The 23,719-nt window shown below is 49.7% G+C and carries 21 protein-coding genes; 14 read left to right on the top strand and 7 right to left on the bottom strand.

The features are described 5' to 3' along the window. Positions 1–11 precede the first annotated feature (11 nt). From SPIGRAPES_RS05190 to SPIGRAPES_RS16465, 3 genes are read left to right on the top strand one after another with little or no spacing between them, the layout of a single operon-like run. Positions 12–944 carry a carbohydrate ABC transporter permease gene (locus SPIGRAPES_RS05190; RefSeq protein ID WP_014269720.1) on the top strand — a complete coding sequence of 311 codons (933 nt, stop codon included), beginning with the start codon at positions 12–14 and terminating at the stop codon, positions 942–944. Positions 945–953: 9 nt separating this feature from the next. After that, positions 954–1,802, top strand: a complete 849-nt coding sequence (locus tag SPIGRAPES_RS05185; protein WP_014269719.1) for a carbohydrate ABC transporter permease — start codon at positions 954–956, stop codon at positions 1,800–1,802. Positions 1,803–1,804: 2 nt separating this feature from the next. Beyond that, positions 1,805–2,689: an HAD family hydrolase gene (locus SPIGRAPES_RS16465; RefSeq protein WP_014269718.1), complete on the top strand. Its 885-nt coding sequence runs from the start codon at positions 1,805–1,807 to the stop codon at positions 2,687–2,689. 137 nt (positions 2,690–2,826) lie between these two features. Here SPIGRAPES_RS16465 and SPIGRAPES_RS05175 read toward each other — a convergent pair whose 3' ends face one another. From SPIGRAPES_RS05175 to SPIGRAPES_RS05165, 3 genes are all read right to left on the bottom strand, one after another. Further along, positions 2,827–3,597: a response regulator transcription factor gene (locus SPIGRAPES_RS05175; protein ID WP_014269717.1), complete on the bottom strand. Its 771-nt coding sequence runs from the start codon at positions 3,595–3,597 to the stop codon at positions 2,827–2,829. A gap of 15 nt (positions 3,598–3,612) precedes the next feature. Beyond that, entirely contained in the window at positions 3,613–5,367 is a 1,755-nt protein-coding gene (locus SPIGRAPES_RS05170) for a cache domain-containing sensor histidine kinase (protein ID WP_014269716.1), read from the bottom strand. A 102-nt stretch (positions 5,368–5,469) separates the two neighbouring features. Continuing rightward, positions 5,470–5,682 carry a hypothetical protein gene (locus SPIGRAPES_RS05165; RefSeq protein ID WP_014269715.1) on the bottom strand — a complete coding sequence of 71 codons (213 nt, stop codon included), beginning with the start codon at positions 5,680–5,682 and terminating at the stop codon, positions 5,470–5,472. Between the two features lie 170 nt (positions 5,683–5,852). Between SPIGRAPES_RS05165 and ilvN the strand changes: the two genes are divergently transcribed. Genes ilvN through ilvB form a run of 9 tightly spaced genes read left to right on the top strand, consistent with a single transcriptional unit; the run spans position 5,853 to position 16,939 of the window. After that, positions 5,853–6,383, top strand: coding sequence for an acetolactate synthase small subunit (gene ilvN / locus SPIGRAPES_RS05160; RefSeq protein ID WP_014269714.1), 531 nt, complete (start codon positions 5,853–5,855; stop codon positions 6,381–6,383). 60 nt (positions 6,384–6,443) lie between these two features. Further along, complete coding sequence (gene ilvC, locus SPIGRAPES_RS05155; RefSeq protein WP_014269713.1) at positions 6,444–7,436, top strand: ketol-acid reductoisomerase; 993 nt, start codon at positions 6,444–6,446, stop codon at positions 7,434–7,436. 36 nt (positions 7,437–7,472) lie between these two features. After that, entirely contained in the window at positions 7,473–9,089 is a 1,617-nt protein-coding gene (locus tag SPIGRAPES_RS05150; RefSeq protein WP_014269712.1) for a 2-isopropylmalate synthase, read from the top strand. Beyond that, entirely contained in the window at positions 9,082–10,683 is a 1,602-nt protein-coding gene (gene cimA, locus SPIGRAPES_RS05145) for a citramalate synthase (protein ID WP_014269711.1), read from the top strand. The genes SPIGRAPES_RS05150 and cimA overlap by 8 nt, the downstream gene beginning before the upstream one ends. A gap of 14 nt (positions 10,684–10,697) precedes the next feature. Further along, positions 10,698–11,969 carry a 3-isopropylmalate dehydratase large subunit gene (leuC, locus tag SPIGRAPES_RS05140; protein WP_014269710.1) on the top strand — a complete coding sequence of 424 codons (1,272 nt, stop codon included), beginning with the start codon at positions 10,698–10,700 and terminating at the stop codon, positions 11,967–11,969. Next, positions 11,969–12,472 carry a 3-isopropylmalate dehydratase small subunit gene (gene leuD, locus SPIGRAPES_RS05135; protein WP_014269709.1) on the top strand — a complete coding sequence of 168 codons (504 nt, stop codon included), beginning with the start codon at positions 11,969–11,971 and terminating at the stop codon, positions 12,470–12,472. Before leuC ends, leuD begins: the two co-directional genes overlap by 1 nt. Beyond that, positions 12,469–13,527: a 3-isopropylmalate dehydrogenase gene (gene leuB, locus SPIGRAPES_RS05130; RefSeq protein WP_014269708.1), complete on the top strand. Its 1,059-nt coding sequence runs from the start codon at positions 12,469–12,471 to the stop codon at positions 13,525–13,527. Before leuD ends, leuB begins: the two co-directional genes overlap by 4 nt. Before the next feature lie 16 nt (positions 13,528–13,543). Further along, a complete protein-coding gene (gene ilvD, locus SPIGRAPES_RS05125) occupies positions 13,544–15,229 on the top strand; it encodes a dihydroxy-acid dehydratase (protein WP_014269707.1) in 1,686 nt (561 codons plus the stop codon). A gap of 27 nt (positions 15,230–15,256) precedes the next feature. Further along, entirely contained in the window at positions 15,257–16,939 is a 1,683-nt protein-coding gene (gene ilvB, locus SPIGRAPES_RS05120) for a biosynthetic-type acetolactate synthase large subunit (protein ID WP_014269706.1), read from the top strand. Here ilvB and SPIGRAPES_RS16785 read toward each other — a convergent pair. After that, the gene (locus tag SPIGRAPES_RS16785) at positions 16,870–17,139 is read right to left on the bottom strand and encodes a helix-turn-helix transcriptional regulator (protein ID WP_014269705.1); all 270 of its coding nucleotides are present in this window, start codon (positions 17,137–17,139) and stop codon (positions 16,870–16,872) included. The two genes, ilvB and SPIGRAPES_RS16785, sit on opposite strands and share 70 nt — an antisense overlap. A 241-nt stretch (positions 17,140–17,380) precedes the next feature. Here SPIGRAPES_RS16785 and SPIGRAPES_RS05115 point away from each other — a divergent pair, with 241 nt between their 5' ends. Together SPIGRAPES_RS05115 and SPIGRAPES_RS05110 are read left to right on the top strand one after the other, a co-directional pair. Next, on the top strand, positions 17,381–17,848 hold the full coding sequence (locus tag SPIGRAPES_RS05115; protein WP_014269704.1) for a rubredoxin-like domain-containing protein: 468 nt from the start codon (positions 17,381–17,383) through the stop codon (positions 17,846–17,848). After that, positions 17,848–18,333, top strand: a complete 486-nt coding sequence (locus SPIGRAPES_RS05110) for a 4Fe-4S dicluster domain-containing protein (RefSeq protein ID WP_014269703.1) — start codon at positions 17,848–17,850, stop codon at positions 18,331–18,333. The genes SPIGRAPES_RS05115 and SPIGRAPES_RS05110 overlap by 1 nt, the downstream gene beginning before the upstream one ends. Positions 18,334–18,372: 39 nt before the next feature. On the opposite strand, the gene SPIGRAPES_RS05105 is transcribed toward SPIGRAPES_RS05110, so the two are convergent. The 3 genes from SPIGRAPES_RS05105 to adhE form a co-directional block, all read right to left on the bottom strand. After that, positions 18,373–19,617 (bottom strand): MFS transporter, encoded by a 1,245-nt coding sequence (locus SPIGRAPES_RS05105; protein ID WP_014269702.1) that lies wholly within the window; start codon positions 19,615–19,617, stop codon positions 18,373–18,375. Further along, the gene (locus tag SPIGRAPES_RS05100) at positions 19,614–20,420 is read right to left on the bottom strand and encodes a Cof-type HAD-IIB family hydrolase (RefSeq protein ID WP_014269701.1); all 807 of its coding nucleotides are present in this window, start codon (positions 20,418–20,420) and stop codon (positions 19,614–19,616) included. The genes SPIGRAPES_RS05105 and SPIGRAPES_RS05100 overlap by 4 nt, the downstream gene beginning before the upstream one ends. Before the next feature lie 510 nt (positions 20,421–20,930). After that, entirely contained in the window at positions 20,931–23,600 is a 2,670-nt protein-coding gene (gene adhE / locus SPIGRAPES_RS05095; RefSeq protein ID WP_014269700.1) for a bifunctional acetaldehyde-CoA/alcohol dehydrogenase, read from the bottom strand. Positions 23,601–23,719 lie beyond the last annotated feature (119 nt).

Genomic DNA, 23,719 nt, shown 5'->3' with positions numbered 1-23,719 from the left:
AGTAGACCACCATGGGTTCAAAGAAGAGCTACGGCATCGAAAAGAAACAGGCGCGCTGGGGTTTTGCCTTTGTCGTTCCCTCCCTGTTATTCTTTTCAGTATTCAGTTTTTACCCGATAATCAATGCTTTCTATACCAGTTTCTTTAACAAGAAGGCTTTAAGCAAAGCGGCTCCCGATTTTTTGGGACTGGGAAACTATGCCCGGCTTTTCAATCCGGCAACAGCAGGCAATGAATTATCATTCCTTAATTCCTTGAAGTCGACGCTGGTCTTTACTGTCGGTACCTTTATTCCCCTTTTGATTATCAGCTTGTTGCTGGCTGTCTTTATCAGCAACCTTTCCAAAAATGGAACCAAGAGATTTTTACAGATTGCCTATTATTGCCCGGCTATTCTCTCCTCGGTTGTCGCAGCTGCAATCTGGATGATCATCTTCGATCCCCGCGGGTTGGGAAACCAATGGATGAACAACCTGCTGAACACCCCGGGAGTCGACCATAAGTGGCTGGTAGACCCGATTATGGAACAGGTATCTACCATGGTTATATATTTCTGGAAATATATAGGCTATTTTGTTATTCTCTTCATCACGGGCCTTGCCTCTATTCCTCCTACAATTTATGAGGCTGCCACGATTGACGGGGCCAATAAATGGAACAGTTTCTGGAGAATCACCCTGCCTTTGCTCAAACCGACAGTTGTCCTTGTTTCGGTCATGGCAATGTTGCAGTGCCTGAAGACCTTCAGCACTCAGTATATGCTCTATTCCAATGGAGCTCCCCGTGCACCTATCAATGTCATTACATTTAACATCTATGTAACTGGTATCCAGCAGCAATACCTTGGGCGGGCAAGTGCAATGAGTGTCGTGCTCTTTATCCTGATGTTGATCCTTACCTTGTTCCAATTCAAGACGACCAACAGCGACAGCGTGGAATACTAGGAGATCAGAATGCAGATACAAAAGAAAATTACCCTGCCAAAAGTGCTTATATTTGTCGTTCTCCTGGGAATGCTCATTTTTACCCTGATGCCGATTCTTTTCATGCTTACCGCTTCAGTGATGACTTCCAAGGAAATATTGCAGATGCCCTACCGGTGGGTTCCAAAAGAATTCCACTGGGAGAATTTTGCCAAGGCAATCCAAGGGAACGACGGGACATATATATTCGTGCGCAATATTTCGAACTCCCTGATCATCAGCATAGCAGTTGCCATTACCACGGTACTCATCGCTTCCCTTACCGGCTATGGTCTTGCCAAATTCAGATTCAAGGGACGTAATACGGTGTTCATGATGATCATGGCGACCATGATGATTCCGTTCGAAGCCATTATGATTCCCTTGTATATGGTCGTTATGAAACTCCATATCCAGAACTCCTATATCGGTTTGATCCTGCCGTTTTTGGTAAGTGCCTTCGGGGTTTTCCAGATGAAGCAATATCTCACCACCTTCCCGACCGAATTCCTCGATGCTTCCCGCGTTGATGGGATGGGCGAACTGGGAATTTTCTGGAAAATCGTTTTCCCAAACTGCAAACCGGTTATTGCAACGCTGGCGATCCTTTCCTTCAGAAGCCAGTGGGACAACCTGCTCTGGCCTCTTTTGGTCAGCCAGAGCGACAAGATGAAGACGATTCCGCAGTATATCTCTACCTTTGCCCAGGAACGGAGCACTGATGAAGGTGCCATGATGGCAGCGGCCCTCCTTGCCTCCATTCCTATGTTTATATTGTTTATGTCTTTGACGAAATATTTTATCGGTGGCTCTGCCGTATTTGAATCCAGAAAGGGGTGACCATGTTTGATATCTGTTGTGAAGCTTTTTCTTCTTCCTGCCTGCTTCTGCCATCGTTTGAGCAGAGACTTGCAAGCGAGAAGATCCCCCTTGGAAAGTTCCCCCTTCAAACGGGGAACCTTCCAATGAATCGATGCCTGTTGTTTTCCGATAAACAGGAAATACTTGACGAGGCCAAACGCATGGGGTATGGGACCTTTGGTGTAGGCACTTCCTTGAAAGCTGACTATTGTGCAGATTCTTTGGAAGACGAAAGTGTTTACCGTCCTTTGTTTACTTCTTGGAGTGACAAAACCGAGGGTTGCACCCTGTTTATCTTCGATATGGGAAATGTGGTAATAAAAAATATCCATATGCTCAAGAAAGTCGCAAGGAAATGGCATCTTAATGAGAAAGAGTTCATTGAGGATTATCAAAGTTACAATTCCCCAATGATGGATGGTTTTATCTCAACAAGCGATTACTGGGGCCATGTCAAACATAAGTTCGGCATCACGGTCGAGGGAGAGCCCTTTGCCCAGGAGTTTACCCCTGTATTCAATGAGGAGATGGTTGCCTTGCTCAAAAGGCTTTCAAAGGAGGGAAAGCGCGTAGTTTGCGGTTCCAATACCTTTGCACCCCATTGGGAGATAATCGAGAGAATGGGTGCCCTTGCCCTTTTTGACAAAGCCTATGCCTCCCACGAGATGGGTGTTTCGAAACCTGCACGACAGTTCTTCGAATACATACTTGAAAAAGAGGGGTGCAAGGCCTCCAAGGCTTATTTCATTGACGACTACGAGGAAAACATCGAGAGTGCATCAAAGCTTGGCATAAAATGCCTGCTCTATGTGGATGGCTATGCAAAGAGTGCCAGTGAAAAACTGAACGAGGTCTTTGGGTCTTGAAGAAACTTGATAAAGCAATGCATGAAAAGAATGGGTCCGGTGAAAACCGGACCCTGTCTCTTTATGGGGTGTTACCGTAAAAATGAGCAGTAAGCATCGTATAGGTTACCAATCGTATAATTAGGATATTTCCTTGCCTATTTCGAACTATGCTCATCCCTGTACTGGGTTGGGGTTACCCCTGAAAAGCGTTTGAAAATCTTGGCAAAGTACCCGGGAGTGGGGAAACCGCAGTTCGTGGCAATCTCACCGATATTCCGCTTGGGGTCTTTCATTAACTCGACTGCCTTGTTGATTCTCCAAGCATTGAGGTATTGCAGGAAATTAAGGCCTGTCACTTCCTTGAAGAGGCGTGAAAGGTGGCTCTCTGACAATTCCAAAAATGTGGCTGCTTCCTGCAATCCAACAGGGGAAGAGTAGTTTTCAGCGATAAAACTGATAGTACTGTCAATGACATGGTTGTTCACGCCGCGGGGCAAGGGAATGAGTTCGGAGGAAGTTGCTTCCTTAGACTTTTTCAATTGCTCGTAATCGCGGTCTTCCTCTTCCATTTTCTTTACAAGGTTTGCAAGTGTTTCTTCCAGCTCTTCGTTGTCTACCGGCTTAAGCAGGTAATCGAACACGCCGAGTCGGATAGCCTGTTTCATGTAATTGAAATCTGTATGTCCGCTGAGGATGATTGCATGATTGATCGGGCACCGGGAAAGCATGGTAAGTCCGTCGATGCCAGGAAGCCGGATATCGGTGAGTACAATATCGGGTTCGTGTTGCTTGATCAGCCTCTCTCCCTCGATTCCATCGGTGGCAGTGGCGACTAAATCCAACCCAAGGAGTTTCCAACGGATGGATGAGATGATTTCCTCACGGACTATCTGCTCGTCTTCAACGAAAATAACACTATAACTCATGATGTACTCCCTTCTTTATTGCCCGGCTGGAAATGACATGGTAACGAGTGTTCCCAGCCCTTCTTGTGAGGTTAAGGAAAACGTCATTTGTTTTCCATATTTTAAGACAAGACGCCGATATACATTGTATACACCAACGTGGGTTGAGTTGGCAAGGTCATCGAGGTTGGTTGGAAGACTTCCCGGTGGAAATCCGATACCGTCATCCTCGATGCAGAGGAAAACCATGCTTTCCTCTCTCCTGATCTTGACTGAAATATTCCACTCGCCCGCCTTCGGTTCAAGCCCGTGTACGATTGAGTTCTCGACCAAAGGCTGGATGATGAGCTTTGGAGTCATTACCTCAAGGCAACTTTCCTCTATTTGTGTTTCGACATGCAGTTTATCACCAAAACGGATTTTTTGGATAGTAAGATAGGAATCAACGAGGCTCATACTTTCCTTGAGGCTGCATTCACTCTTGTGGTTATCGATGGTTGAACGCAAGAGTTTTCCCAGTTTGATCGTAATGGTGTAAATCTCCTCTTCCCCGTGCAACTTTGCAAGAGCCTTGATCGTATTGAGTGTGTTGAAGAGAAAATGCGGGTTCATCTGGCTTTCCAGGGCTTGACGCTCCGCTTCTGCGAGGTTTGCCTGTTCTTCGCGGGTTATCTGCAAAAGGCTTATAATCTGTAGCACCATGGCATTGAAAGAGTGGTCGAGCTGGGCAAATTCCAAAATTGCCATATCTTCACCCTTTGTGTTCAAGTTGCCTTCTTCCACCGCTTTCATCGATAAGGCGAGATTCCCGATGGGCCTGGCAATGGTCCTGGAGAAAAAGTAGGACAAAAAGGCTGCGAGGACGATTCCGATTCCCATCATGATACCGAAAGCAAAGAGCCATTGGTTGAGGTTTTGCTGGAAGGGGACAGATGATATGGAGCCCGCAAGGCTCAAACTTGTTCCCTCTATGGGTTCTATGGCGAGGATCGTATCGTTGAACTGGCTGACATTGCGCGAGAAATTACCCTTGAGCTCGGCAAGGAGCGGGAACTGTTCGAAGGTTCCGTGTTTCTCTGAGTGGATCAAAGAGGTTGCATAGTAATGAGAGGTGTCAAACAGCAGTTCCTCGCCGAGCAGAAGGCTTTTGTTTATGTCTGCGGTAAGAGCATCAGAATAGATATCTACCACCAGATAGCCATAGACTGTTCCCTCTCTGTCGTATACACGCCGTAAAATCGAGGCAATGACCAATCTGCCGGTCTCTGCCACTCGCGGGCTGGTAATGCTTATTGTCGAGGCGGTGGGTGAAGCTTTTTCGTTTTGCGTGATTACGTTTCCGAGGTCCCAGTCGTTTCCCTGGTAGCGCAGGTCATAGACCTCTGGAAATTCATGGGTCGAGACCCTGACTTTTCCCGAGTTGGAGATAATGTGTGTACTGGCAAGGTACGTGTCACCTTTCATTACGTCGAACAGGAGTTGGTAAAGCTTGCGCGAAGAGGGTGAATTTGCATCGAGGGAATCTTCCTGCAGTATCGATATGACCAAGGGGTCGGTGGAAAGCAGATATGCTTTGTGCCGGTAAGCTTCAATCACAGAGGAAAGTGTATCGGCATCCGATTTGACAATGGTACTGGTTTGGCCTTTCAGATAGCGAGCTTGGTTTCTATCCCCATTAAGAGTATAGTATGAGGCAAAGAGACCTAGTGGAATGATGAGGACGACCATGAAGTTGGAAAACAATTTGGTGAAAAGCGACTTCCTTTTGTTCTTACGGGGCATTTTTTCCATAGGGCGAATTGTACTTACAAAGCGGAAAGGGTTCAATATGTCGATGTTTTAGAATTTTTTTTGCATAAACATTCCATTTATGGAATATCAGGGTTGACACGACTAGCGAAAGAGGGATAAAAACAGAGAACGGCATTCGTTGTCGGTTTTTGAGGAGTGTATCGTGAAAGCGTTTGCAAGGCAGGTGTTCCAAAAACACCGGACATCAAAAAGGAATCGGATGATGCAGGATAGTTCTACTACCTGTGCCATGACATATGCGTCCCGTACGTCATCTTTTTCTTCTTTGCTCTCCCTTCTAGCCTGCGATACCATTCTTTCCAACCTCCTCCTTCTCGTCTTCCCCCTCGTAATTATTCTAATTCTAGTAAGCATTATTATTCTATAACCACGGCAGCGGAAATATTTTCCGTATGGTCCGTGGAGAACTCCCCGCCTGAGGGAGCAATAGCTTATACCCAGATATCACTACGAAGGAGTCAAAAATGCATAATAGTGAAGAACGTTACACCCTAGCCATACTGGTAAACAACCATCCGGGCGTCTTGATGAGAGTTGTTTCGTTGTTTAGCCGCAGGGGTTACAATATTGATTGTCTCTCCGTCGGTGAAACGGAAAACGAGGAATTCAGCCGCATCACTATCGTGGTCAGCGGAGACCGCGCTGTCGTAGACCAGATCAAGAAGCAGGTCGGCAAGCTTGTGGATGTGAAACGGGTCTATGAAATGACCCAGACCAAGTCCTTGCAACGTGAATTGGTCATGGTGAAGGTAAATACCAAAGATTCCAGCAGGACCCAGGTAGTCGAGCTTGCCGAGATTTTCAAGGCCAAGATTATCGATGTGACTGCAACAACGGTTACGTTGGAGATGACAGGTAGCCTTGACAAGATCAAATCCTTTCTCGATCTCATGCAACCCTATGGTATCGTGGAGATGGCCCGCACCGGTATAACTGCCCTTGAACGCGGGGCCCGTCCTTTGAGTTCCATCAGTTTCAGTGAGGATGACAACTAGTACGCAACGCCAGTAAGGCGCTTTAGATATCAAGGCCTGAAGGCCGAAGGATAGGAAACAATGAGCACTATGTATTATGATTCTGACGCAGATCTCTCGAGGCTTGAGAAGAAAAAGGTCGCCATCATCGGGTATGGTAGCCAAGGGCATGCACATGCATTGAACCTGCACGAAAGTGGCGTTGATGTTGTTGTCGGTCTGTATAAGGGTTCACCCAGCTGGGCAATTGCCGAGGAAGCCGGTTTGCAGGTTGCAACCGCTGCCGAAGCTGCAAAGATGGCAGACGTCATCATGATGCTGCTTCCCGACGAAAAACAGTCAAAGATTTATTATGAAAGCATTCTCCCTGGCCTTTCCAAGGGCAAATACCTCGCTTTCGCCCATGGTTTCAATATCCATTTTGGCCAGATCAAACCCCCAGCCGATGTCAACGTAATCATGATTGCCCCTAAGGGCCCAGGTCACACGGTTCGCACCCAGTTCCAGGAAGGAAAGGGAGTACCCTGTCTCATCGCCCTTCACCAGGACCCCAGCGGAGACTCAAAGGAAATTGCCTTGGCCTATGCAAAGGGACTCGGGGCCGGTAGGGCCGGAATTTTCGAGACTTCCTTCAAGGAAGAGACTGAGACTGACCTTTTTGGTGAACAGGCAGTACTCTGCGGTGGTGTCTCTGCCCTTATCAAGGCAGGATTCGATACTCTCGTGGAAGCCGGTTACCAGCCTGAGATGGCCTATTTCGAATGCTGTCATGAAATGAAGCTCATCGTTGACTTGATCAACCAGGGCGGTCTTTCCTATATGCGCTATTCCATCAGCGATACAGCCGAATATGGTGACTATATTACCGGAAGCAAGATTATCACCGAGGATACCAAGAAAGCCATGAAAGGAGTCCTTACTGATATCCAGGAAGGTACGTTCGCCCGCAACTGGCTTTTGGAAAACCAGGTTAACAGGCCCTATTTCAATGCAAAGAAGCGTATCGAATCTGAAAGCCTGCTTGAATCAACCGGCAAGAAACTCCGCTCTCTGATGAGCTGGTTGAAAAAATAAGGCAGCATAATCTACATACCCACAGGGAAGGACAGAATGGAAAAAGAACGAATCTACATCTTTGACACTACATTGAGAGACGGCGAGCAGGCCCCTGGCTATAGCATGAACCTTGACGAGAAAATTCGTATGGCAATGCAACTTGAATCCCTTGGTGTGGACATCCTAGAAGCGGGCTTTTCCATTGCTTCCCCTGGGGACTTTGCAAGTGTGCAGGCTATCAGCCGCGCGGTAAAAAACGTGACGGTAGCCGCCCTTGCCAGGGCGCTGCCCAAGGATATCGATGCTGCCTGGGAATCGATAAAGGAAGCAAGGAGGCCAAGGGTCCATACCTTTCTGGCTACCAGCGATATCCATTTGGAATACAAATTGAAAATGAGCCGTCAGCAGGCTCTGGAAAAAGCCGAGAAAATGGTTGCCTATGCCCGCAACCTTTGCCCGGAGGTAGAATTCTCCTGTGAGGATGCCTCTAGGACCGATCTCGACTACCTGTGCCGGGTCGTGGAAAGGGCCATTGCAGCCGGGGCTTCGGTTATCAACCTTCCCGATACTGTCGGTTACGCCACTCCCGATGATACCTTTAAGATGGTCAGCACCGTCATGCACAAGGTCCCCAACATTGACAAGGCAATCATTGCTGTCCATTGCCACAATGACCTTGGCTTGGGCATAGCCAATACGCTCGCCGGCCTCAAAGCCGGGGCAAGGCAGGCCGAATGCACGCTTTGCGGCATCGGGGAACGCTCTGGCAATGCCTCGCTTGAGGAACTGGCCATGATAATGCGGACCCGTAATGACGAGTACCCCTATGTAAATGCCATAAAGACAGAGGAAATCTATCGCTCTGCAAGGCTTCTTTCTTCCATAACCGGGGTTAAGATTTCGCCGTCCAAGGCTATTGTCGGCTCCAATGCTTTTGCCCATGAGAGCGGTATCCACCAGCATGGGATGATGGCAAACAGCCTTACCTATGAAATTATGACCCCTGAGAGCGTCGGGGTCCTCACCACCTCCCTGGTCCTGGGCAAACACAGCGGCCAGCATGCGTTCGAGAAACGGCTTGAGGATTTGGGATACGCCCTCTCAAGCGAGGAAGTCACACGGCTTTTCGGCGAATTCAAAAACCTTGCCGACCGGAAAAAGACCATTACTGACAAAGATCTCATTGCCTTGGTAGAAAGCACCAATGTTCCTTCTTCCATTACCTGGGAACTCGATTCCTTTGTTGTCAACAGTGGCAACATGATGACCAGCACCGCTTGCGTTACCTTGCGCAAAGGGGGGAAGAAATATCAGGAAGTTGCCTGCGGGACCGGCCCTGTGTATGCCTCCCTGCGGGCTGTCGAGAAAATCATCCGCCATCCGTTCGGCTTGGAAGACTACAGCCTGCAGGCCGTTACCGAGCACAGGGACGCCCTTGGCGAAGTGTTGGTGAAAATCAGTGACGAACGGGGATGTTACCGTGGGCGAGGAGTCAGTACCGATGTAATCGAGGCTTCCATCCTTTCCTGCCTTGCAGCCGTGAACAGGATGCTTGATGATTCCCTTCCCCCTTCCGGTATCGGAGTGAAAGCAGCTTCTGCATTGCATTCTTTCGAGAACGATATGCTCAGCGAGCATAGTGACAAGAAAAGGGGCGACGAACATGAATAATATAATCGACTTGTTTGACTCCACGCTTCGTGACGGAAGCCAAGGGGAGGGGATCAGCTTTTCCGTTGAGGATAAAGTCAAGATTGTACTCGCCCTTGATACGCTCGGGGTGAAATACATCGAGGCTGGAAATCCAGGTTCGAACCCCAAAGACCTTGAATTTTTCCAACGGACCCGTGATCTGAAGCTGAAGCATGCAAAACTGGTATCGTTCGGTTCCACGAGACGGAAGAACATAGCTGCAAGCGAGGATGCCAACCTGGCCTCCCTGATTGCTAGCAAAACAGAGATAACCTCAATTTTCGGAAAGAGCTGGGATTTCCATGTAACTGATATCATCAAGACCTCATTGGGGGAGAATTTGCAGATGATCGAGGACAGTGTCCGGTTTGTCTGTGATTCTGGAAGTGAGGTTTTCTACGACGCCGAGCATTTTTTCGACGGTTACCTTGCCAATCCTTCCTACGCCATGGAGACGCTGAAAGCTGCACTGCGAGGCGGTGCAACGACCTTGGTCCTTTGTGATACCCGAGGCGGCACCCTTAGCGAGACTGTCGGCAGCATAACTCGTGAAGTGGGGGAGCTGTTACCCAATATTCCCTTGGGAATCCATACCCATGATGACATTGGCTGTGCCGTCGCCTCTTCCATAGCTGCAGTCCAGGCAGGAGCCGTCCAGGTCCAGGGAACCCTGCTGGGTTTCGGTGAGCGCTGTGGCAACGCCTGCCTGTTTTCCGTAGCCGGGATTCTCTCTGCCAAGATGGGCTATGATTGCCTCAACGGGCAAAGTCTGGAACAACTGACAGGAATCTCACGCAAAGTTGCCGAGATAAGCAATGTCAGGATTCCCCACACTGCGCCGTTTATCGGAGTAAGTGCCTTTGCCCACAAGGGCGGCATGCACATCGACGGGGTTGGCAAGAGTCCTTCTTCGTTCGAGCATATCGACCCTACCTCTGTTGGTAATGAACGAAGGCTTCTGATGAGCGAGGTAGCAGGCCGGGCCCTCATGCTCAAGAGAATACACAAAGTGGCCCCTGAATTGGATAAAGACAATCCCCTGACCATTTCTTTGATGGAGGAGCTGAAGAAACTTGAGGCCGAAGGCTACCAGTTCGAAGGAGCCGAGAGTTCCTTTGACTTGGTTATCCGCAGGCATCTGAAGCTGTACCGGCCGTTCTTTACCCTGGTCCACTACCAGACCATCGGGAGCAGTCCCTATCTGGATCCGCTCAGCGACGCTTCCCACGCCGCGGTGGTAAAAGTGAAGGTCAAAGGGGAAAGTGCCATAACCGCGGCAGAGGGAGAAGGTCCTGTCAATGCGCTGGACCAGGCTTTGCGTAAGGTTTTGGAACAGTTCTACCCGACACTTAAAAGCGTGCACCTCACTGATTACAAGGTTCGCGTACTCGATACCGCAGGGGCGACCGCCTCCAAGGTTAGGGTTCTGATTGATTCCACAGACGGGGAATCGACATGGTCGACAATCGGGGTAAGCAAGGACATAATCGAGGCCAGCTGGCTGGCTTTGAGTGATAGTATCGAATACAAATTAATCGCCGACGGAATCGTACCCTCGGACGATAGCAACTAAGGAGACCTTCTAATATGGGCATGACAATGACGCAGAAAATCTTGGCACACCATGCAAACCTGGACTCGGTCAGACCGGGACAGCTCATCATGGCAAACCTTGACTTGGTGCTGGGAAACGATATCACTGCTCCCGTAGCCATAAACGAATTTTCAAAGTTCGGGCAGGACAAGGTATTTGACAAAGAGAAAGTAGCCTTGGTTCCCGACCACTTTGCCCCTAACAAGGATATCAAGGCGGCCGAGCAGTGCAAATGTCTGCGCTCCTTTGCAGGAGAACAGGGAATCACCAATTATTTCGATGTCGGGCAGATGGGTATCGAGCATGCCTTGCTTCCCGAGAAAGGACTGGTAGGTGCAGGGGATCTGGTCATCGGGGCCGATAGCCATACCTGTACGTACGGGGCCCTCGGGGCTTTCTCCACTGGTGTCGGTTCTACTGACATGGCCTGTGGCATGGCAATCGGGAAGGCCTGGTTCAAAGTCCCCACCGCCATTAAATTCAACCTCAGCGGAAGGTTTTCCCCGTATATCTGTGGCAAGGACCTTATCTTGCACATTATCGGTATGATCGGGGTCGACGGGGCTTTGTACCAGAGCATGGAGTTCGTAGGCGAAGGCGTTGCCAATATGAGCATGGATGACCGTTTCACCGTGGCCAACATGGCCATTGAGGCCGGGGCCAAGAACGGGATTTTTCCCGTTGACGCGACCACCCTTGCATATCTCGAGGCCCATTGCAAACGCAAACCGGTAATCTATGAGGCAGACAGCGATGCCGAGTATGACAGGGTTATCGATATCGATCTTTCAACCATCAAGAGTACGGTCTCCTTTCCTCATCTCCCTTCCAATACCCGTACTATCGATAATGTGGGTGAGGTAAAAATCGACCAGGTTGTCATCGGTTCCTGTACCAACGGGCACCTCAGCGACCTGCAGATGGCAGCCTCGATTCTCAAGGGAAAGAAAATCGCCCCTTGGGTCAGGTGCATCATTTTGCCGGCAACCCAGAAAATCTGGAAAGAAGCCATGCACGACGGGCTTTTCGATATTTTCATTGATAGTGGCTGTGCTGTTTCTACCCCGACCTGCGGACCTTGTCTCGGCGGGCATATGGGCATCCTCGCCGATGGGGAGCGGGCAGTGAGCACGACAAACAGGAATTTTGTAGGCCGCATGGGCCATGTGAAGAGTGAAGTATATCTTGCAAGTCCGGCTGTAGCCGCGGCAAGTGCCATCGAAGGGTACATTGCAGACCCGAAAAAAGTACAGGAGGGACGATAATGCAGGCTAAAGGTAGCGTTTTCAGATATGGGGATAACGTCGATACCGACGTCATCATCCCTGCGAGGTATCTCAATACCTCCAACCACAAGGAACTTGCAAGCCATTGCATGGAAGACATCGATGCCGATTTTATCAAACAGGTGAAAAGCGGGGATATCATCGTAGCCGACAAGAACTTTGGTTGTGGGTCCAGCCGTGAGCATGCCCCGATAGCCATCAAGGAAAGCGGCATCTCCTGCGTCATCGCCCGCACGTTCGCCCGCATTTTCTACAGGAACTCGATTAACATCGGGCTCCCGATCCTTGAGTGCCCCGAAGCCTGTGATTCGATCAAGGCAGGTGATGTAGTGTCGGTGGATTTCTCTACCGGTAAGATTACCGACGAGACCAGTGGCAAGACCTTCCAGGCTGAGCCCTTTCCTCCCTTTATGCAGGATTTGATTGCTGCCGGTGGCCTTGCAGGCTATATTTCCAAACAAGCCAAGGAAGGTGCAAAATGAAAAAACATATAGCATTGGTTCCCGGAGACGGGATCGGACCGGACATTGTCGCTGAGGCAGTCAAAGTCCTCGATGTGGTTGGAAAAAAGTTCGGCCATACCTTTACCTATGATACCTACCTTGCAGGTGGCTGTGCCATCGATGCGACCGGGAAACCCCTCAGCGAGGAAACCCTGGCCGGCTGCAGCAAGAGTGACAGTGTTCTCCTTGGCGCCGTCGGGGGTCCGAAGTGGGACAAGGTAGCGAGCGACCTCCGTCCGGAAAAAGCCCTTTTGGGCCTTCGCGGCGGGATGGGGTTGTTCTGCAACCTCCGTCCGGCAATCCTGTACAAACAGCTTGCCGATGCCTGTCCCCTGAAGAATGAGATTGTCGGCGAAGGCCTGGACATTATGGTAGTGCGTGAACTCACCGGCGGAATCTACTTCGGCGAGCGCGGCCGTGATGGTGACAAGGCCTATGACACGATGAGTTATACCACAGCTGAAATCGAGCGTATCGTACGCAAGGGCTTTGAAATCGCGCAGAAACGCAAGAAGAGACTGACTTCCGTCGACAAGGCGAACATTCTCAATTCCAGCCAGCTGTGGAGGGAGATTGTGGAACACCTTGCAAGCGAATACCCGGATGTTGCGGTCAACCACCTCTACGTGGACAATGCGGCCATGCAGCTGGTGCGCAACCCTCGGCAGTTCGATGTCATCGTGACCGAGAATATGTTTGGCGATATCCTCAGTGATGAAGCCTCGCAGATTACCGGTTCGATCGGGATGTTGCCTTCGGCTTCCCTGCGTGGCGATAGTTTCGGCATGTACGAGCCTATTCATGGCAGTGCCCCCGACATTGCAGGGATGGATATCGCAAATCCCATTGCCACCATCCTTTCGGTGGCGATGATGCTCCGCTACTCTTTTTCGATGGAATCAGAGGCAGCGGCAATCGAAGATTCTGTTTCGAAAGTTCTCGATGCGGGGTACCGCACCGCAGACATCTATACCGAATCGATGAAAAAGGTCGGTACAAAAGAGATGGGTGACTTGATCGCCCAGGCCCTGTAACAGGGGAGGAAAAAGCATGGACGATAGCAAGAAACGATCTTCAGTGATGACCGAGGGAGTCGAAAAAGCACCACACAGGTCTTTGATGAAGGCCCTTGGGTGGACTGACCGTGAGATACATATGCCTATGATAGGCATCGTCAACGGGGCAAATGAGATTATCCCGGGGCATGTCCATCTGAACCGCATCGTAGATGCAGTAAAGAGTGGTGTGCGAGCAGCTGGGGGGAATCCTGTTTCCTTCCCGGTTATCGGGGTATGCGATGGCATCGCGATGGGCCATACCGGGATGAAATATTCTTTGGCAAGCCGCGAGCTTATTGCCGATTCGATCGAGATAATGGCTACCGCCCATCCTTTTGACGCCCTGGTATTCGTACCTAACTGTGACAAGATAGTCCCGGGGATGCTGATGGCTGCCTGCCGTATGAACATCCCTTCCATTTTTGTTTCCGGCGGGGCTATGCTCGCCGGCCATGTACCGGGGGGCGATAGCTGTGGCATGAGCCTCTCTACGGTTTTCGAGGCTGTAGGAAGCCATGCTGCCGGGACCATGAGTGATGAACAGCTTCACAGCTATGAGGACAACGCCTGTCCTACCTGCGGGTCTTGCAGCGGAATGTACACGGCAAACAGCATGAACTGCCTTACCGAGGCTATCGGGATGGGCTTGGTTGGCAACGGGACGATCCCGGCTGTGTACAGTGCACGCGACCGTCTGGCCAAGGAAGCCGGGTACATGATCATGGAATTGCTCAAAAAGAACATCAGGCCGTTGGATATCCTTACACTCGAGGCATTCAAGAATGCCCTGGCTGTGGATATGGCCCTTGGCTGCAGTACCAACACCATGCTCCACATCCCTGCAATCGCCCATGAGGCGCATGTCGATCTCGATATTTTCCTGGCGAACGAGATAAGTGCAAAGGTTCCCAACCTCTGCCACCTTGCCCCGGCAGGCAAACACCATATCGAGGACTTGTACCGAGCAGGCGGCGTTATGGCAGTCATGCATGAGCTGGGGAAAAAGGGATTGCTAAACCCTGACCTCCCTACCGTTAGTTGCAGGACAATCGGGGAACTGTATGGCAGCGCCAAAAACTATGACCCAGAGGTCGTCAGGCCGATTGACAACCCCTATTCGGTAACCGGGGGCATTGCAGTGCTCCGTGGCAACCTTGCCCCCGATGGGGCCGTGGTAAAACGAAGTGCCGTCGATGCCAAGATGCTTGTGCATCAGGGGCCTGCAAGGGTCTTTGAAAGCGAAGAGGATGTCATCAAGGCTATTTTCGGTGGAAAGATCAAAAGCGGTGATGTCGTGGTTATCCGTTATGAAGGGCCAAAGGGTGGCCCGGGGATGAGAGAGATGCTTTCCCCGACTTCTGCCATTGCGGGTATGGGCCTGGACAAGGAAGTGGCGCTCATTACCGATGGACGGTTCAGTGGGGCTACGCGGGGAGCTTCCATAGGGCATGTAAGCCCTGAAGCTGCTGAAGGCGGGCCTATCGCACTGATTGAGGAAGGAGATAGTATCAGCATAGACATCACCAAGGGAAAACTCGAATTGTTGGTCGACGAGGCAACTCTGGCTGAACGAAAAGAGCGGTGGAAGTGCAAACCTTCACCGATTACGACGGGGTACTTGGCCCGTTATGCCAAGCAGGTTACCAGTGCCGCAAGCGGTGCAGTATTCAAGGATTGATCGTTTAAAAAAATAGGAGAACATACCATGCAGATAACCGGTGCCCAGATAATTATTGAATGTTTGGTGGAACAGGGCGTCGATACCGTATTCGGATATCCCGGTGGTTCGGTATTGCCCCTCTATGATGCGTTGTACAAGAACAAAGACAGGATAACCCATATCCTGACCGCCCATGAACAAGGGGCCAGCCACGCTGCCGACGGGTATGCCCGTTCAACGGGGAAAGTCGGCGTCTGTATTGCCACGAGCGGACCGGGGGCGACCAATCTGGTAACCGGTATTGCCACTGCCTATATGGACAGTGTTCCCCTGGTTGCTCTTACCGGAAATGTTCCGGTACCTTTGCTGGGACGGGATAGTTTCCAGGAAGTCGATATCTCCGGTATTACCATGCCGGTAACCAAGCATAATTTCATTGTGAAGGATGTTTGTGAGCTTGCCGAGACAATCCGCTCTGCCTTCAGGATTGCCCAGGAAGGAAGGCCAGGTCCTGTGCTTGTCGACCTTCCCAAGGATATTACCCAGCACCAGTGTGACTATGAACCTTCCGTCCCCAAAGAGATCCTGCCTAGGACGGAACGGCTCAGCGAGAAAAGCCTCGAACAGGCCCTCGATCTGATACAGCATGCTGCAAGGCCTATGTGTTATGTAGGTGGCGGGGTAATCAGGGGGAAGGCTTCGGATGAACTTGAAAAGTTCCTTTCTTTGATCGATGCCCCTGCCTGTGTTTCCTTGATGGGTTGCGGCGCCGTAAGCTCCTACAGCGAACGGTTTACCGGTATGGTTGGTATGCATGGGACGAAAGTGTCCAATATGTGTGTTTCTGCCTGCGACCTGCTTATTGTTATCGGGGCACGGTTCAGCGACCGTGTGGTAAGCAAGGCCAGCGCCTTTGCCCGTAATGCTAAGATTGTACAGATAGATGTCGACCCGGCAGAGATAGACAAGAATATAAAGACGTTCTGTCATGTCGTGGGCGATGTTAAGGTTGTTCTCACTGAGCTCAACAAGCGCATCGAAAAGACGCTTGAACATGGCAAATGGATGGAGCAGGTCCAGTCTTATAAGAAGCGCTATCCCATAAGGGTAGAGGGCGAGAGCATACGGCCCAAGGAAATCCTTGGCGCGTTACAGAAGGTTATGCCCCCGGGGTCGTTTGTTGCAACCGAGGTAGGGCAGAACCAGATGTGGGCGGCTCAGTTTCTCAAGCATGAATTGCCTGGTCATTTTATGACCAGTGGTGGACTGGGGACCATGGGCTATGGAACAGGGGCTGCCATCGGGGCGCAATGCGGTAATCCTGGCAGCAGGGTCGTGAACGTTGCCGGGGACGGTTGTTTCAGGATGAACTGCAATGAGCTGGCAACCATTGCCAGGTATAAATTGCCGGTAATCATCTTGCTGATGAACAACCAGACCCTTGGGATGGTACGCCAGTGGCAGACGTTGTTCTTTGATAAACGCTATAGCGAAACCACTCTCGATACACCTGTAGACTGGGTTATGCTTGCCAAGGCCTTTGGGGTCCATGGTATGCATATACATAAGGAGGATGACCCTTTGGCAATCCTCCAGGCTGCGTTCGATTTGCATGAGCCTGTTGTTATCGATTGTGAGATACCTCTTGACGACAAGGTTTACCCTATGGTAGCCCCGGGGGCTTCCATTGAAGATATGCTTGGTGTCGAAGAATCGAACGAGTATTGATAGTTGATCAGTTCGCAATAACTTATCCCGAGAGCCAGGCAGATGTTATCCAAGGTTGGCTTTCGGGGTATTTTTTTACAGGTTTCAATATAGTAAATCTGGCTTCTGGTTAAATACGCTTTTTCTATCAATTCCTGCTGGGTCATATGCAGTTCAATTCTGAGTTTTTTGATTATCAGTCCAATTTGTGGGATGTTCATAGGAAATCATAGCAATACAAATTAGACACGTGTCGAAATATTGTCACTTATAGTGAATTATTTGTAAAAAAGTACAAAATATGTTAGAAATGCAACATATGGACAAAATAATCCAGTTTGTGGTTTTTTGTTAGGTTTGTTGTGCCTGGAGGAAGGGCTTCTTTTAAGAAAAATGCTATTTTATCAGGTAACTTTATGTGTGATATACTGGTAGCAAGAGAACGTAAGAGGAGACTGCCGTATGGAAACATTACATGAGATGTCTCGCAGTGAATTAGGAGCCCTTTGTTCTAATCTTGCCAAGGCGTGTGCAAAGCAGTTGCGAAAGAAGGAGGAACTCCTTTTTACCCAATTGGCAGAGTTCTATCTGGTAGGGGTCATTCCCCCGGAAAGCCAGCAAATGCAGGATTTGATGCCTTTGGTCATGAAGGATTTGTCGGCAGGATACCCAAAGGGAAAGGAACAGGCCACCCTTGAAGGTGATCGAGGGGCGCTCAGGGCTTTGGTTTGGGGTGAGAAAGTCTCAAAACTCTTGAAATCGCTTTTGGATAGGCAGGAGAAAATGAAAGACGAGTTGTTGCAGGACACGAAAGTCTTTGTGTGTGAGATTTGCGGGTTTGTTACCGTTTCCGATGCACCGCCTGAGATTTGCCCAATCTGCAAAGCTCCCCGGTCTCGATTCTCTCAAGTAGTAAGGGAGGCCCAATAATGCATGCAGCGAGAAATATCAACCTTTGTACCAAAGACTGTCTATGTCTGTTTGTATGTCCCACCGGGGCTACCGACACTGAGGATGGACAGGTCGATTTTACAAAATGCCTGGATGGTTGCCGTCTTTGTGTGGATGCTTGTCCTTCCCATGCCCTCTATTTTGTGTATGACAACTATGCGCCTCCGCAGGAGAAAAGCAGGGAAATGAAAGCTTTTTTGCGTGTGATGGCAGAAAACAAGGTTGCCCAGGAACACTTTGCCGCCGTAATTGCAAAGACTTCGTCCAATCCGCTTGAACGTCAATTGGCAAAGGCTTTCGAGAAATCGAATAGGATTATGGCAGAGGATTGCCTGAGGGAGGCAGGGTTCATGTTGCCCCAGAGTGAGGAGGTCAGAGCCTTTTTGCAGGGGTTGCTTGAAAAGGACCAGGGTGAGCTCTTTCCCAAAGAAGCAGTTGAAACATTACTTGCTTTGCTCAGCTAAGGAATTGAAAAGCCTCTGGATACTTCCAGGGGCTTCTTTTTAGCACAGGGCTTTCTTCTTTTTCTTGCGACAATCATAGAGATAGAGCGAGGTGATCCCGAGCGCGCCGAAAAGCGCCGATGCTCCTGCGGTTATCCATACCCATCCCATCGAATACTTTTCTATGATTGTGCCTGCAACCATGGGTGCGATTGCATGCCCGGTTCCCATGATAATTGGCAATATTGCACTGAAACGCGCTCGATGGCTCATCGGGGTGTTGTTGGCCACATGGAACTGTTCGTTGGTTGCAGATATGATTTCACCAAACGTGAAAACCACAGCCAGCAGATAAAATGCAGTGGGTACCTTTGCCAATGCCAGAAGCGAGAAACCAAGGGCGTAGAGCAGACCTGCGATAGCGGTATTGAGCAAAGGATGGTTCGACCGTAAGGCACTGACGAAAAGCGGCGTGAAGAAAACTACCACAAGTGCATTGACAGTCATCATCAGGCCATAGATTGTTGCTCCGTTTGTTTGGAATAGCTCAGTGGTCCAGAGGGGAAGGGCAAAGAGCGTCTGGCTGTAGGCAAAGCTGTAAAAGGTCACGAAAAAAGCAAACAGCAACAGGGTAGGCCGCGTGAGCAAGGCTTTGAGCAATCCGCCATCCTCTGCTTTTTCTGTGGAATTGGATTTTTTGCTTTCCTCGAGCTGTTCGTGGGTTGGGTTGCTTTCCTTTACCTTTGCTAGTACCAGGATGATCGAGAAGATTCCAGCCAGGGCATTACCCCAGAATATCCATTGGGGAGCCTTGTAGAAGAGATATCCGGCGATAACCGGACCGCAGGCATACCCAAGGTTGTGGCCCAGGTAGATGAGCGAGAAGGAAACCTGTCTGTTTTCCTGGTTTGTCACATCGGTTTTAAGCGCTTCCCGGGCTGGGTCGACAGCCCCGTCAAAGAACAGGCCCAGAAGAACAAGGTAGGGTACGATCGCAGAGCCTTCTAAAAAGCCGCAAAGGATAAAGCAGAAATCCATCAAGAGCTGGAATACCACCATAACGGGTTTTCGCCCAAAACTGTCGGCAAGTTTGCTTCCGATAAAGGAACCCGGAATATAGAGTACCGAGGCAAAGGTCATGAACCGACCCGCCTCCCAGGCAGAGTAATGGAGGCGTTGAGTCAAATAGAGGGCCAGAAACGGATAGACAAAGATGCCTATGCCATTGATGACTGTGGCGAAGAAAAGCACATAGATGGGCTGAGGCAGTCCCTTGTAGAGTGAAAGTGAGATGCTCTTTTTCATAGGATTGCCTGAATTGCGACAGCGAGGCCATGCTCGTTGTTCGAGAGGGTTACCGTATCTGCCTGGCTCTTGATATCTGAAGGGGCATTGCCCATGGCAACAGAATAGCCTGCCTCACGGAACATGCCCAGGTCATTGTAGAAGTCACCTACTGCCATGACCTGCGAGGGAGAAAACCCATATTTTTTACAGATTGCATGCACTGCATGTCCCTTGTCGATTCCCTTTGCAGAGATTTCCAGATAGTGCGGAGAGGATCGGAAGATGTTCAGTTCACAAGAGAAAAGAGGATGTAATCGCAATTCCGCTTCTTGCACTAGTGTCGTGTCTTCGCTCATGCATAGGATTTTATAGGGGGTTTTTCCTTCCTTGTCCCAAGTATCCAACAAAGAGGCAAAATTACAGACCTTTCCCGGATACTGGGATACATTCGCCTCCTTGTCATGCCATTTTCCTCTTGTGTCGATAAACCACTGGTCTTTGCCAAAAATGATGGCTTGCAGACCTGAAGAGGCAAGGGAAGCGAGAATCCTTCTTGCCTGGTCGTTGGTAATGGGGTGGGAGGCCAAGATTTCTTCTCCATCAAGCACAAGGCTGCCACTATAACACCCCAAAGGGCCAGTGATGCCAAGTTCTCTCTGCAGTACAGCAAGGCTTCCCGCAATTCTTCCGCTCACCAAAGAGACAAGGATATTCTTGCTTACTGCCAGTTGGATGGCTTTCTTGTTTTCTTCGCTGATGCGGTGTTCGCTATTCAGGAGGGTTCCGTCTATATCGGTGCAAATGAGCTTACAGTCAAACATGGGACTATAGTAGCTGAAGAAGGGAGGGTTTGTACAGAAGCGGAATTGAGTAGGGAAGGATTGCTGATTGGAAAGGGACATCCTGGTTCTAGGTTGCTTTGGGAAAATTTGAGCTTCAATACTTGCGCCGCCGCCTGTCTTTCATTACGGTCTTGAGGATGAAGCCAAGTGTAAGTGCTAGACATTTTTCGAAATGAGGCTGTTATTCAACATATTTCGAATCATTTACGTGCACAAAAAGAAAGCTGTACCATGTTGGGCAAACATGGCTGTACAAAAGGGCGTGGAATTTGAGGATTTCTTACCTGGTACCTGCTTTCTATATATACGTGCAAGGCAATCATAGAAATTGTATTTCCGTAGCAAAAAATGTTGATAGTCAGTTTTATGTTACCTGACTAAGTTTTTCAGTATGTTTTTTTCGATTGGGATTCTGTAACGGCTTGCAGAGAAAAGGCTACCGCAAGGATGTCCCTGCGATAGCCCAAGTAAGGTGATTATGTTCTTTTTCTATCTGTTTTCGGTCCACTTTTTCCCATAGAAGCTATCAAGGTATAGTTGCTTGATCTCGCTGATCAGTGGGTAACGGGGATTGCTTCCAGTACATTGGTCGTCGAATGCCCGTACCGACAGTTCATCGACCATAGCCAAAAAGGATGCCTCGTCCACACCCCAGTCTTTGATAGACTTGGGAATGTTGAGCTCGTCTTTCAGCTTTTCGATGCCCGCAATCAATGCCTCAACTTTCTCATCCTGATTCGCATCCTGCCTTACCGAAATGTAAGGGGTGTTGCTCTGGTCATTGACCTGCATGGCAATGTAGTCTGCTGCCCTGGCATACCGGCTTACTGCCGAAGGGAACTCATACTGGGGGAATGCTGCCTGCTTGATCGGGTTGTCCGTAGCGTTATAGCGGATAATGTTGGTCAAGAGCAGTGCGTTTGCCATCCCATGGGGTACATGGAAGGCCGCCCCCAGCTTGTGTGCCATCGAATGACAGAGCCCGAGGAAAGCGTTGGAGAAGGCCATGCCGGCCATGGTGGAGGCATCGTGCACTTTTTCCCTTGCTTTTTTGTCAGTGCCGTCACGGTAGGCGGTCGGAAGATACTTGAAGATAATCCTGGCAGCCTCGAGTGAGAGTCCGTTGGTAAAATCGGTGGACATGCTTGAAGCCAAGGCTTCCAGGGCATGGGTCAAGACATCAACACCGCAACTTGCAGTCAGGCCCTTAGGTTGTCCCATAGCCAGCTCGCTGTCCACGATTGCCATCGTGGGGGTGAGTGCATAGTCGGCGATTGCCCATTTCATGCCGGTTTTTTCATCGGTGATGATGGCAAACGGGGTGACTTCGCTACCAGTTCCGCTGGTAGTGGGGATGCATACCAATTCCGCTTTCTTGCCCATGTTGGGGAAGGCGTAGATTCTCTTTTGGATGTCCATGAAGCGCAGGGCAAGGCCTTCGAATTTTACCTCGGGATGTTCATACAGCAACCACATGATCTTTGCGGCATCCATCGGGGATCCGCCGCCAAGGCCAATGAGCACATCAGGCTTGAAGGCATTCATGATATTCATTCCCTCGGTAATAGTGGCAAGGGTCGGGTCGGGTTTGACTTGGTGGAAGCATTCGCATTCGATTCCGAGCGGTTCAAGGACAGAGGTAATTTTTTCTACCATGCCGCTGTTGAACAGGAAGGCATCGGTGATGATAAAGGCACGTTTCTTGCCTTTCAGTTCCTGCAATGCAATGGGCAGACAACCAAATTTGAAATAGATTTTGGGAGGCAGTTTGAACCAGAGCATGTTTTCCCTCCTGCAGGCTTCGGTCTTGATGTTCAAAAGGTGTTTTGGACCGACGTTTTCGCTGATGGAGTTGTTTCCCCAGGATCCACAACCGAGGGTAAGGGAAGGCTCGAGCATGAAATTGTAGATGTCCCCGATAGCTCCCTGGCTTGCCGGCATGTTAACCAAGACCCTGCTGGTTTTTACCGTTTTGCCAAAGGTATCAATTTTATCCTGTTCCGTTTCATCGATATACAGGACGCTGGTGTGCCCAAAGCCACCTAAAGCCACCAGTTTAGCAGCCTTGTCGGTCCCATCGCCAAAATTATCGCACTTGTACATGGCAAGCACCGGGCTGAGTTTTTCATGGGCAAAGGGTTCTGATTCGCTAATGTCAGAGACTTCAGCGATAAGGACCTTAGCATTCGCGGCTACAGCGAAACCTGCAAGGTTGGCGATAGTGGAGGCGCTTTGTCCAACGATTGCCGGGTTTACCGTTCCCCTTTTCTTGTCAATGATAACCGAACCGAGTTTATCAGCCTGCTCTTTATCAAGGAAAGCAGCTCCGCGGTCGGCAAGTTCCTTCTTTACTTCCTCATAGATATCTTTGTGGCAGATTATGGATTGTTCGCTGGCGCATACGACGCCGTTGTCAAAGGTCTTTGACATAAGGATCGAGCTGACAGCCATTTTGATATTCGCACTCTTTTCAATAAGGGCAGGGGTGTTTCCAGGTCCTACGCCGATAGCCGGTTTGCCGGAGGAATAGGCACTTTTCACCATGGCAGGGCCGCCGGTAGCGAGGATGAGGTTTACCAAGGGGCTTTTCATGAGGTAGTCGGTTTTTTCCATCGAGGGTGCATCGATCCAGCCGACAATGTCCTCGGGAGCACCGGCTTTCACAGCGGCTTCCAGGATGATGCGCGCCGCATTGCACGTACAGTTCTTCGCCCTGGGATGGGGACTGAAGATGATTGCATTACGGGTCTTGAGGCTGATGAGGCTCTTGAAGATAGCTGTGGAGGTAGGATTGGTTGTAGGGATGATAGCGCAGATGACCCCTTTTGGCTCTGCAATCTTCTGGATTCCGAACGCTGAGTCCTTCTCGATGATGCCACAGGTTTTATCGTCTTTGTATTTATGGAAAATATACTCAGCGGAAAAGTGGTTCTTGATTACTTTGTCTTCAATGATTCCCATGCCTGTCTCTGCTACGGCTTGTTGGGCTAGGGAGATCCGAGCATCATTTGCAGCGATGGCCGCTGCCCTGAAAATAGCGTCAACCTGTTCCTGTGAATAGGTAGCAAATTTGATCTGGGCGCGTTTTACGCGTTCGATCAAGTTTTGCAAGTCTGCTTGTCCTTCGAATGGCTCTGATTTTTTTTCTTTGTCTGCCATGGTTAAGCTCCTGGTTGTTAGATGGCTTGAATATATAAATTTTTATCTAATAAGGTCAATATGAAATAGATAAAAAAATATAAATATTAAACTATAGCATGTGGAGATTGCATGATTAG

Origin of the sequence: Sphaerochaeta pleomorpha str. Grapes, from assembly GCF_000236685.1 — a bacterium.
GTDB classification, from domain to species: Bacteria; Spirochaetota; Spirochaetia; order Sphaerochaetales; family Sphaerochaetaceae; genus Sphaerochaeta; species Sphaerochaeta pleomorpha.
Note: the sequence above shows the minus strand (reverse complement) of the source record. Positions and strands in the feature narration are given on the sequence as shown.

What these genes read in the sequence shown, in the direction of transcription:
- leuD (WP_014269709.1), top strand. Translation starts at nt 11,969, where the DNA reads ATGCAGGCTAAAGGTAGCGTTTTCAGATATGGGGATAACGTCGATACC.
- SPIGRAPES_RS16465 (WP_014269718.1), top strand. Translation starts at nt 1,805, where the DNA reads ATGTTTGATATCTGTTGTGAAGCTTTTTCTTCTTCCTGCCTGCTTCTG.
- SPIGRAPES_RS05100 (WP_014269701.1), bottom strand. Translation starts at nt 20,420, where the DNA reads ATGTTTGACTGTAAGCTCATTTGCACCGATATAGACGGAACCCTCCTG.
- ilvD (WP_014269707.1), top strand. Translation starts at nt 13,544, where the DNA reads ATGGACGATAGCAAGAAACGATCTTCAGTGATGACCGAGGGAGTCGAA.
- SPIGRAPES_RS16785 (WP_014269705.1), bottom strand. Translation starts at nt 17,139, where the DNA reads ATGAACATCCCACAAATTGGACTGATAATCAAAAAACTCAGAATTGAA.
- SPIGRAPES_RS05105 (WP_014269702.1), bottom strand. Translation starts at nt 19,617, where the DNA reads ATGAAAAAGAGCATCTCACTTTCACTCTACAAGGGACTGCCTCAGCCC.
- ilvN (WP_014269714.1), top strand. Translation starts at nt 5,853, where the DNA reads ATGCATAATAGTGAAGAACGTTACACCCTAGCCATACTGGTAAACAAC.
- cimA (WP_014269711.1), top strand. Translation starts at nt 9,082, where the DNA reads ATGAATAATATAATCGACTTGTTTGACTCCACGCTTCGTGACGGAAGC.
- leuC (WP_014269710.1), top strand. Translation starts at nt 10,698, where the DNA reads ATGGGCATGACAATGACGCAGAAAATCTTGGCACACCATGCAAACCTG.
- SPIGRAPES_RS05115 (WP_014269704.1), top strand. Translation starts at nt 17,381, where the DNA reads ATGGAAACATTACATGAGATGTCTCGCAGTGAATTAGGAGCCCTTTGT.
- SPIGRAPES_RS05175 (WP_014269717.1), bottom strand. Translation starts at nt 3,597, where the DNA reads ATGAGTTATAGTGTTATTTTCGTTGAAGACGAGCAGATAGTCCGTGAG.
- SPIGRAPES_RS05185 (WP_014269719.1), top strand. Translation starts at nt 954, where the DNA reads ATGCAGATACAAAAGAAAATTACCCTGCCAAAAGTGCTTATATTTGTC.
- leuB (WP_014269708.1), top strand. Translation starts at nt 12,469, where the DNA reads ATGAAAAAACATATAGCATTGGTTCCCGGAGACGGGATCGGACCGGAC.
- SPIGRAPES_RS05170 (WP_014269716.1), bottom strand. Translation starts at nt 5,367, where the DNA reads ATGGAAAAAATGCCCCGTAAGAACAAAAGGAAGTCGCTTTTCACCAAA.
- SPIGRAPES_RS05165 (WP_014269715.1), bottom strand. Translation starts at nt 5,682, where the DNA reads ATGGTATCGCAGGCTAGAAGGGAGAGCAAAGAAGAAAAAGATGACGTA.
- SPIGRAPES_RS05110 (WP_014269703.1), top strand. Translation starts at nt 17,848, where the DNA reads ATGCATGCAGCGAGAAATATCAACCTTTGTACCAAAGACTGTCTATGT.
- ilvB (WP_014269706.1), top strand. Translation starts at nt 15,257, where the DNA reads ATGCAGATAACCGGTGCCCAGATAATTATTGAATGTTTGGTGGAACAG.
- adhE (WP_014269700.1), bottom strand. Translation starts at nt 23,600, where the DNA reads ATGGCAGACAAAGAAAAAAAATCAGAGCCATTCGAAGGACAAGCAGAC.
- ilvC (WP_014269713.1), top strand. Translation starts at nt 6,444, where the DNA reads ATGAGCACTATGTATTATGATTCTGACGCAGATCTCTCGAGGCTTGAG.
- SPIGRAPES_RS05150 (WP_014269712.1), top strand. Translation starts at nt 7,473, where the DNA reads ATGGAAAAAGAACGAATCTACATCTTTGACACTACATTGAGAGACGGC.
- SPIGRAPES_RS05190 (WP_014269720.1), top strand. Translation starts at nt 12, where the DNA reads ATGGGTTCAAAGAAGAGCTACGGCATCGAAAAGAAACAGGCGCGCTGG.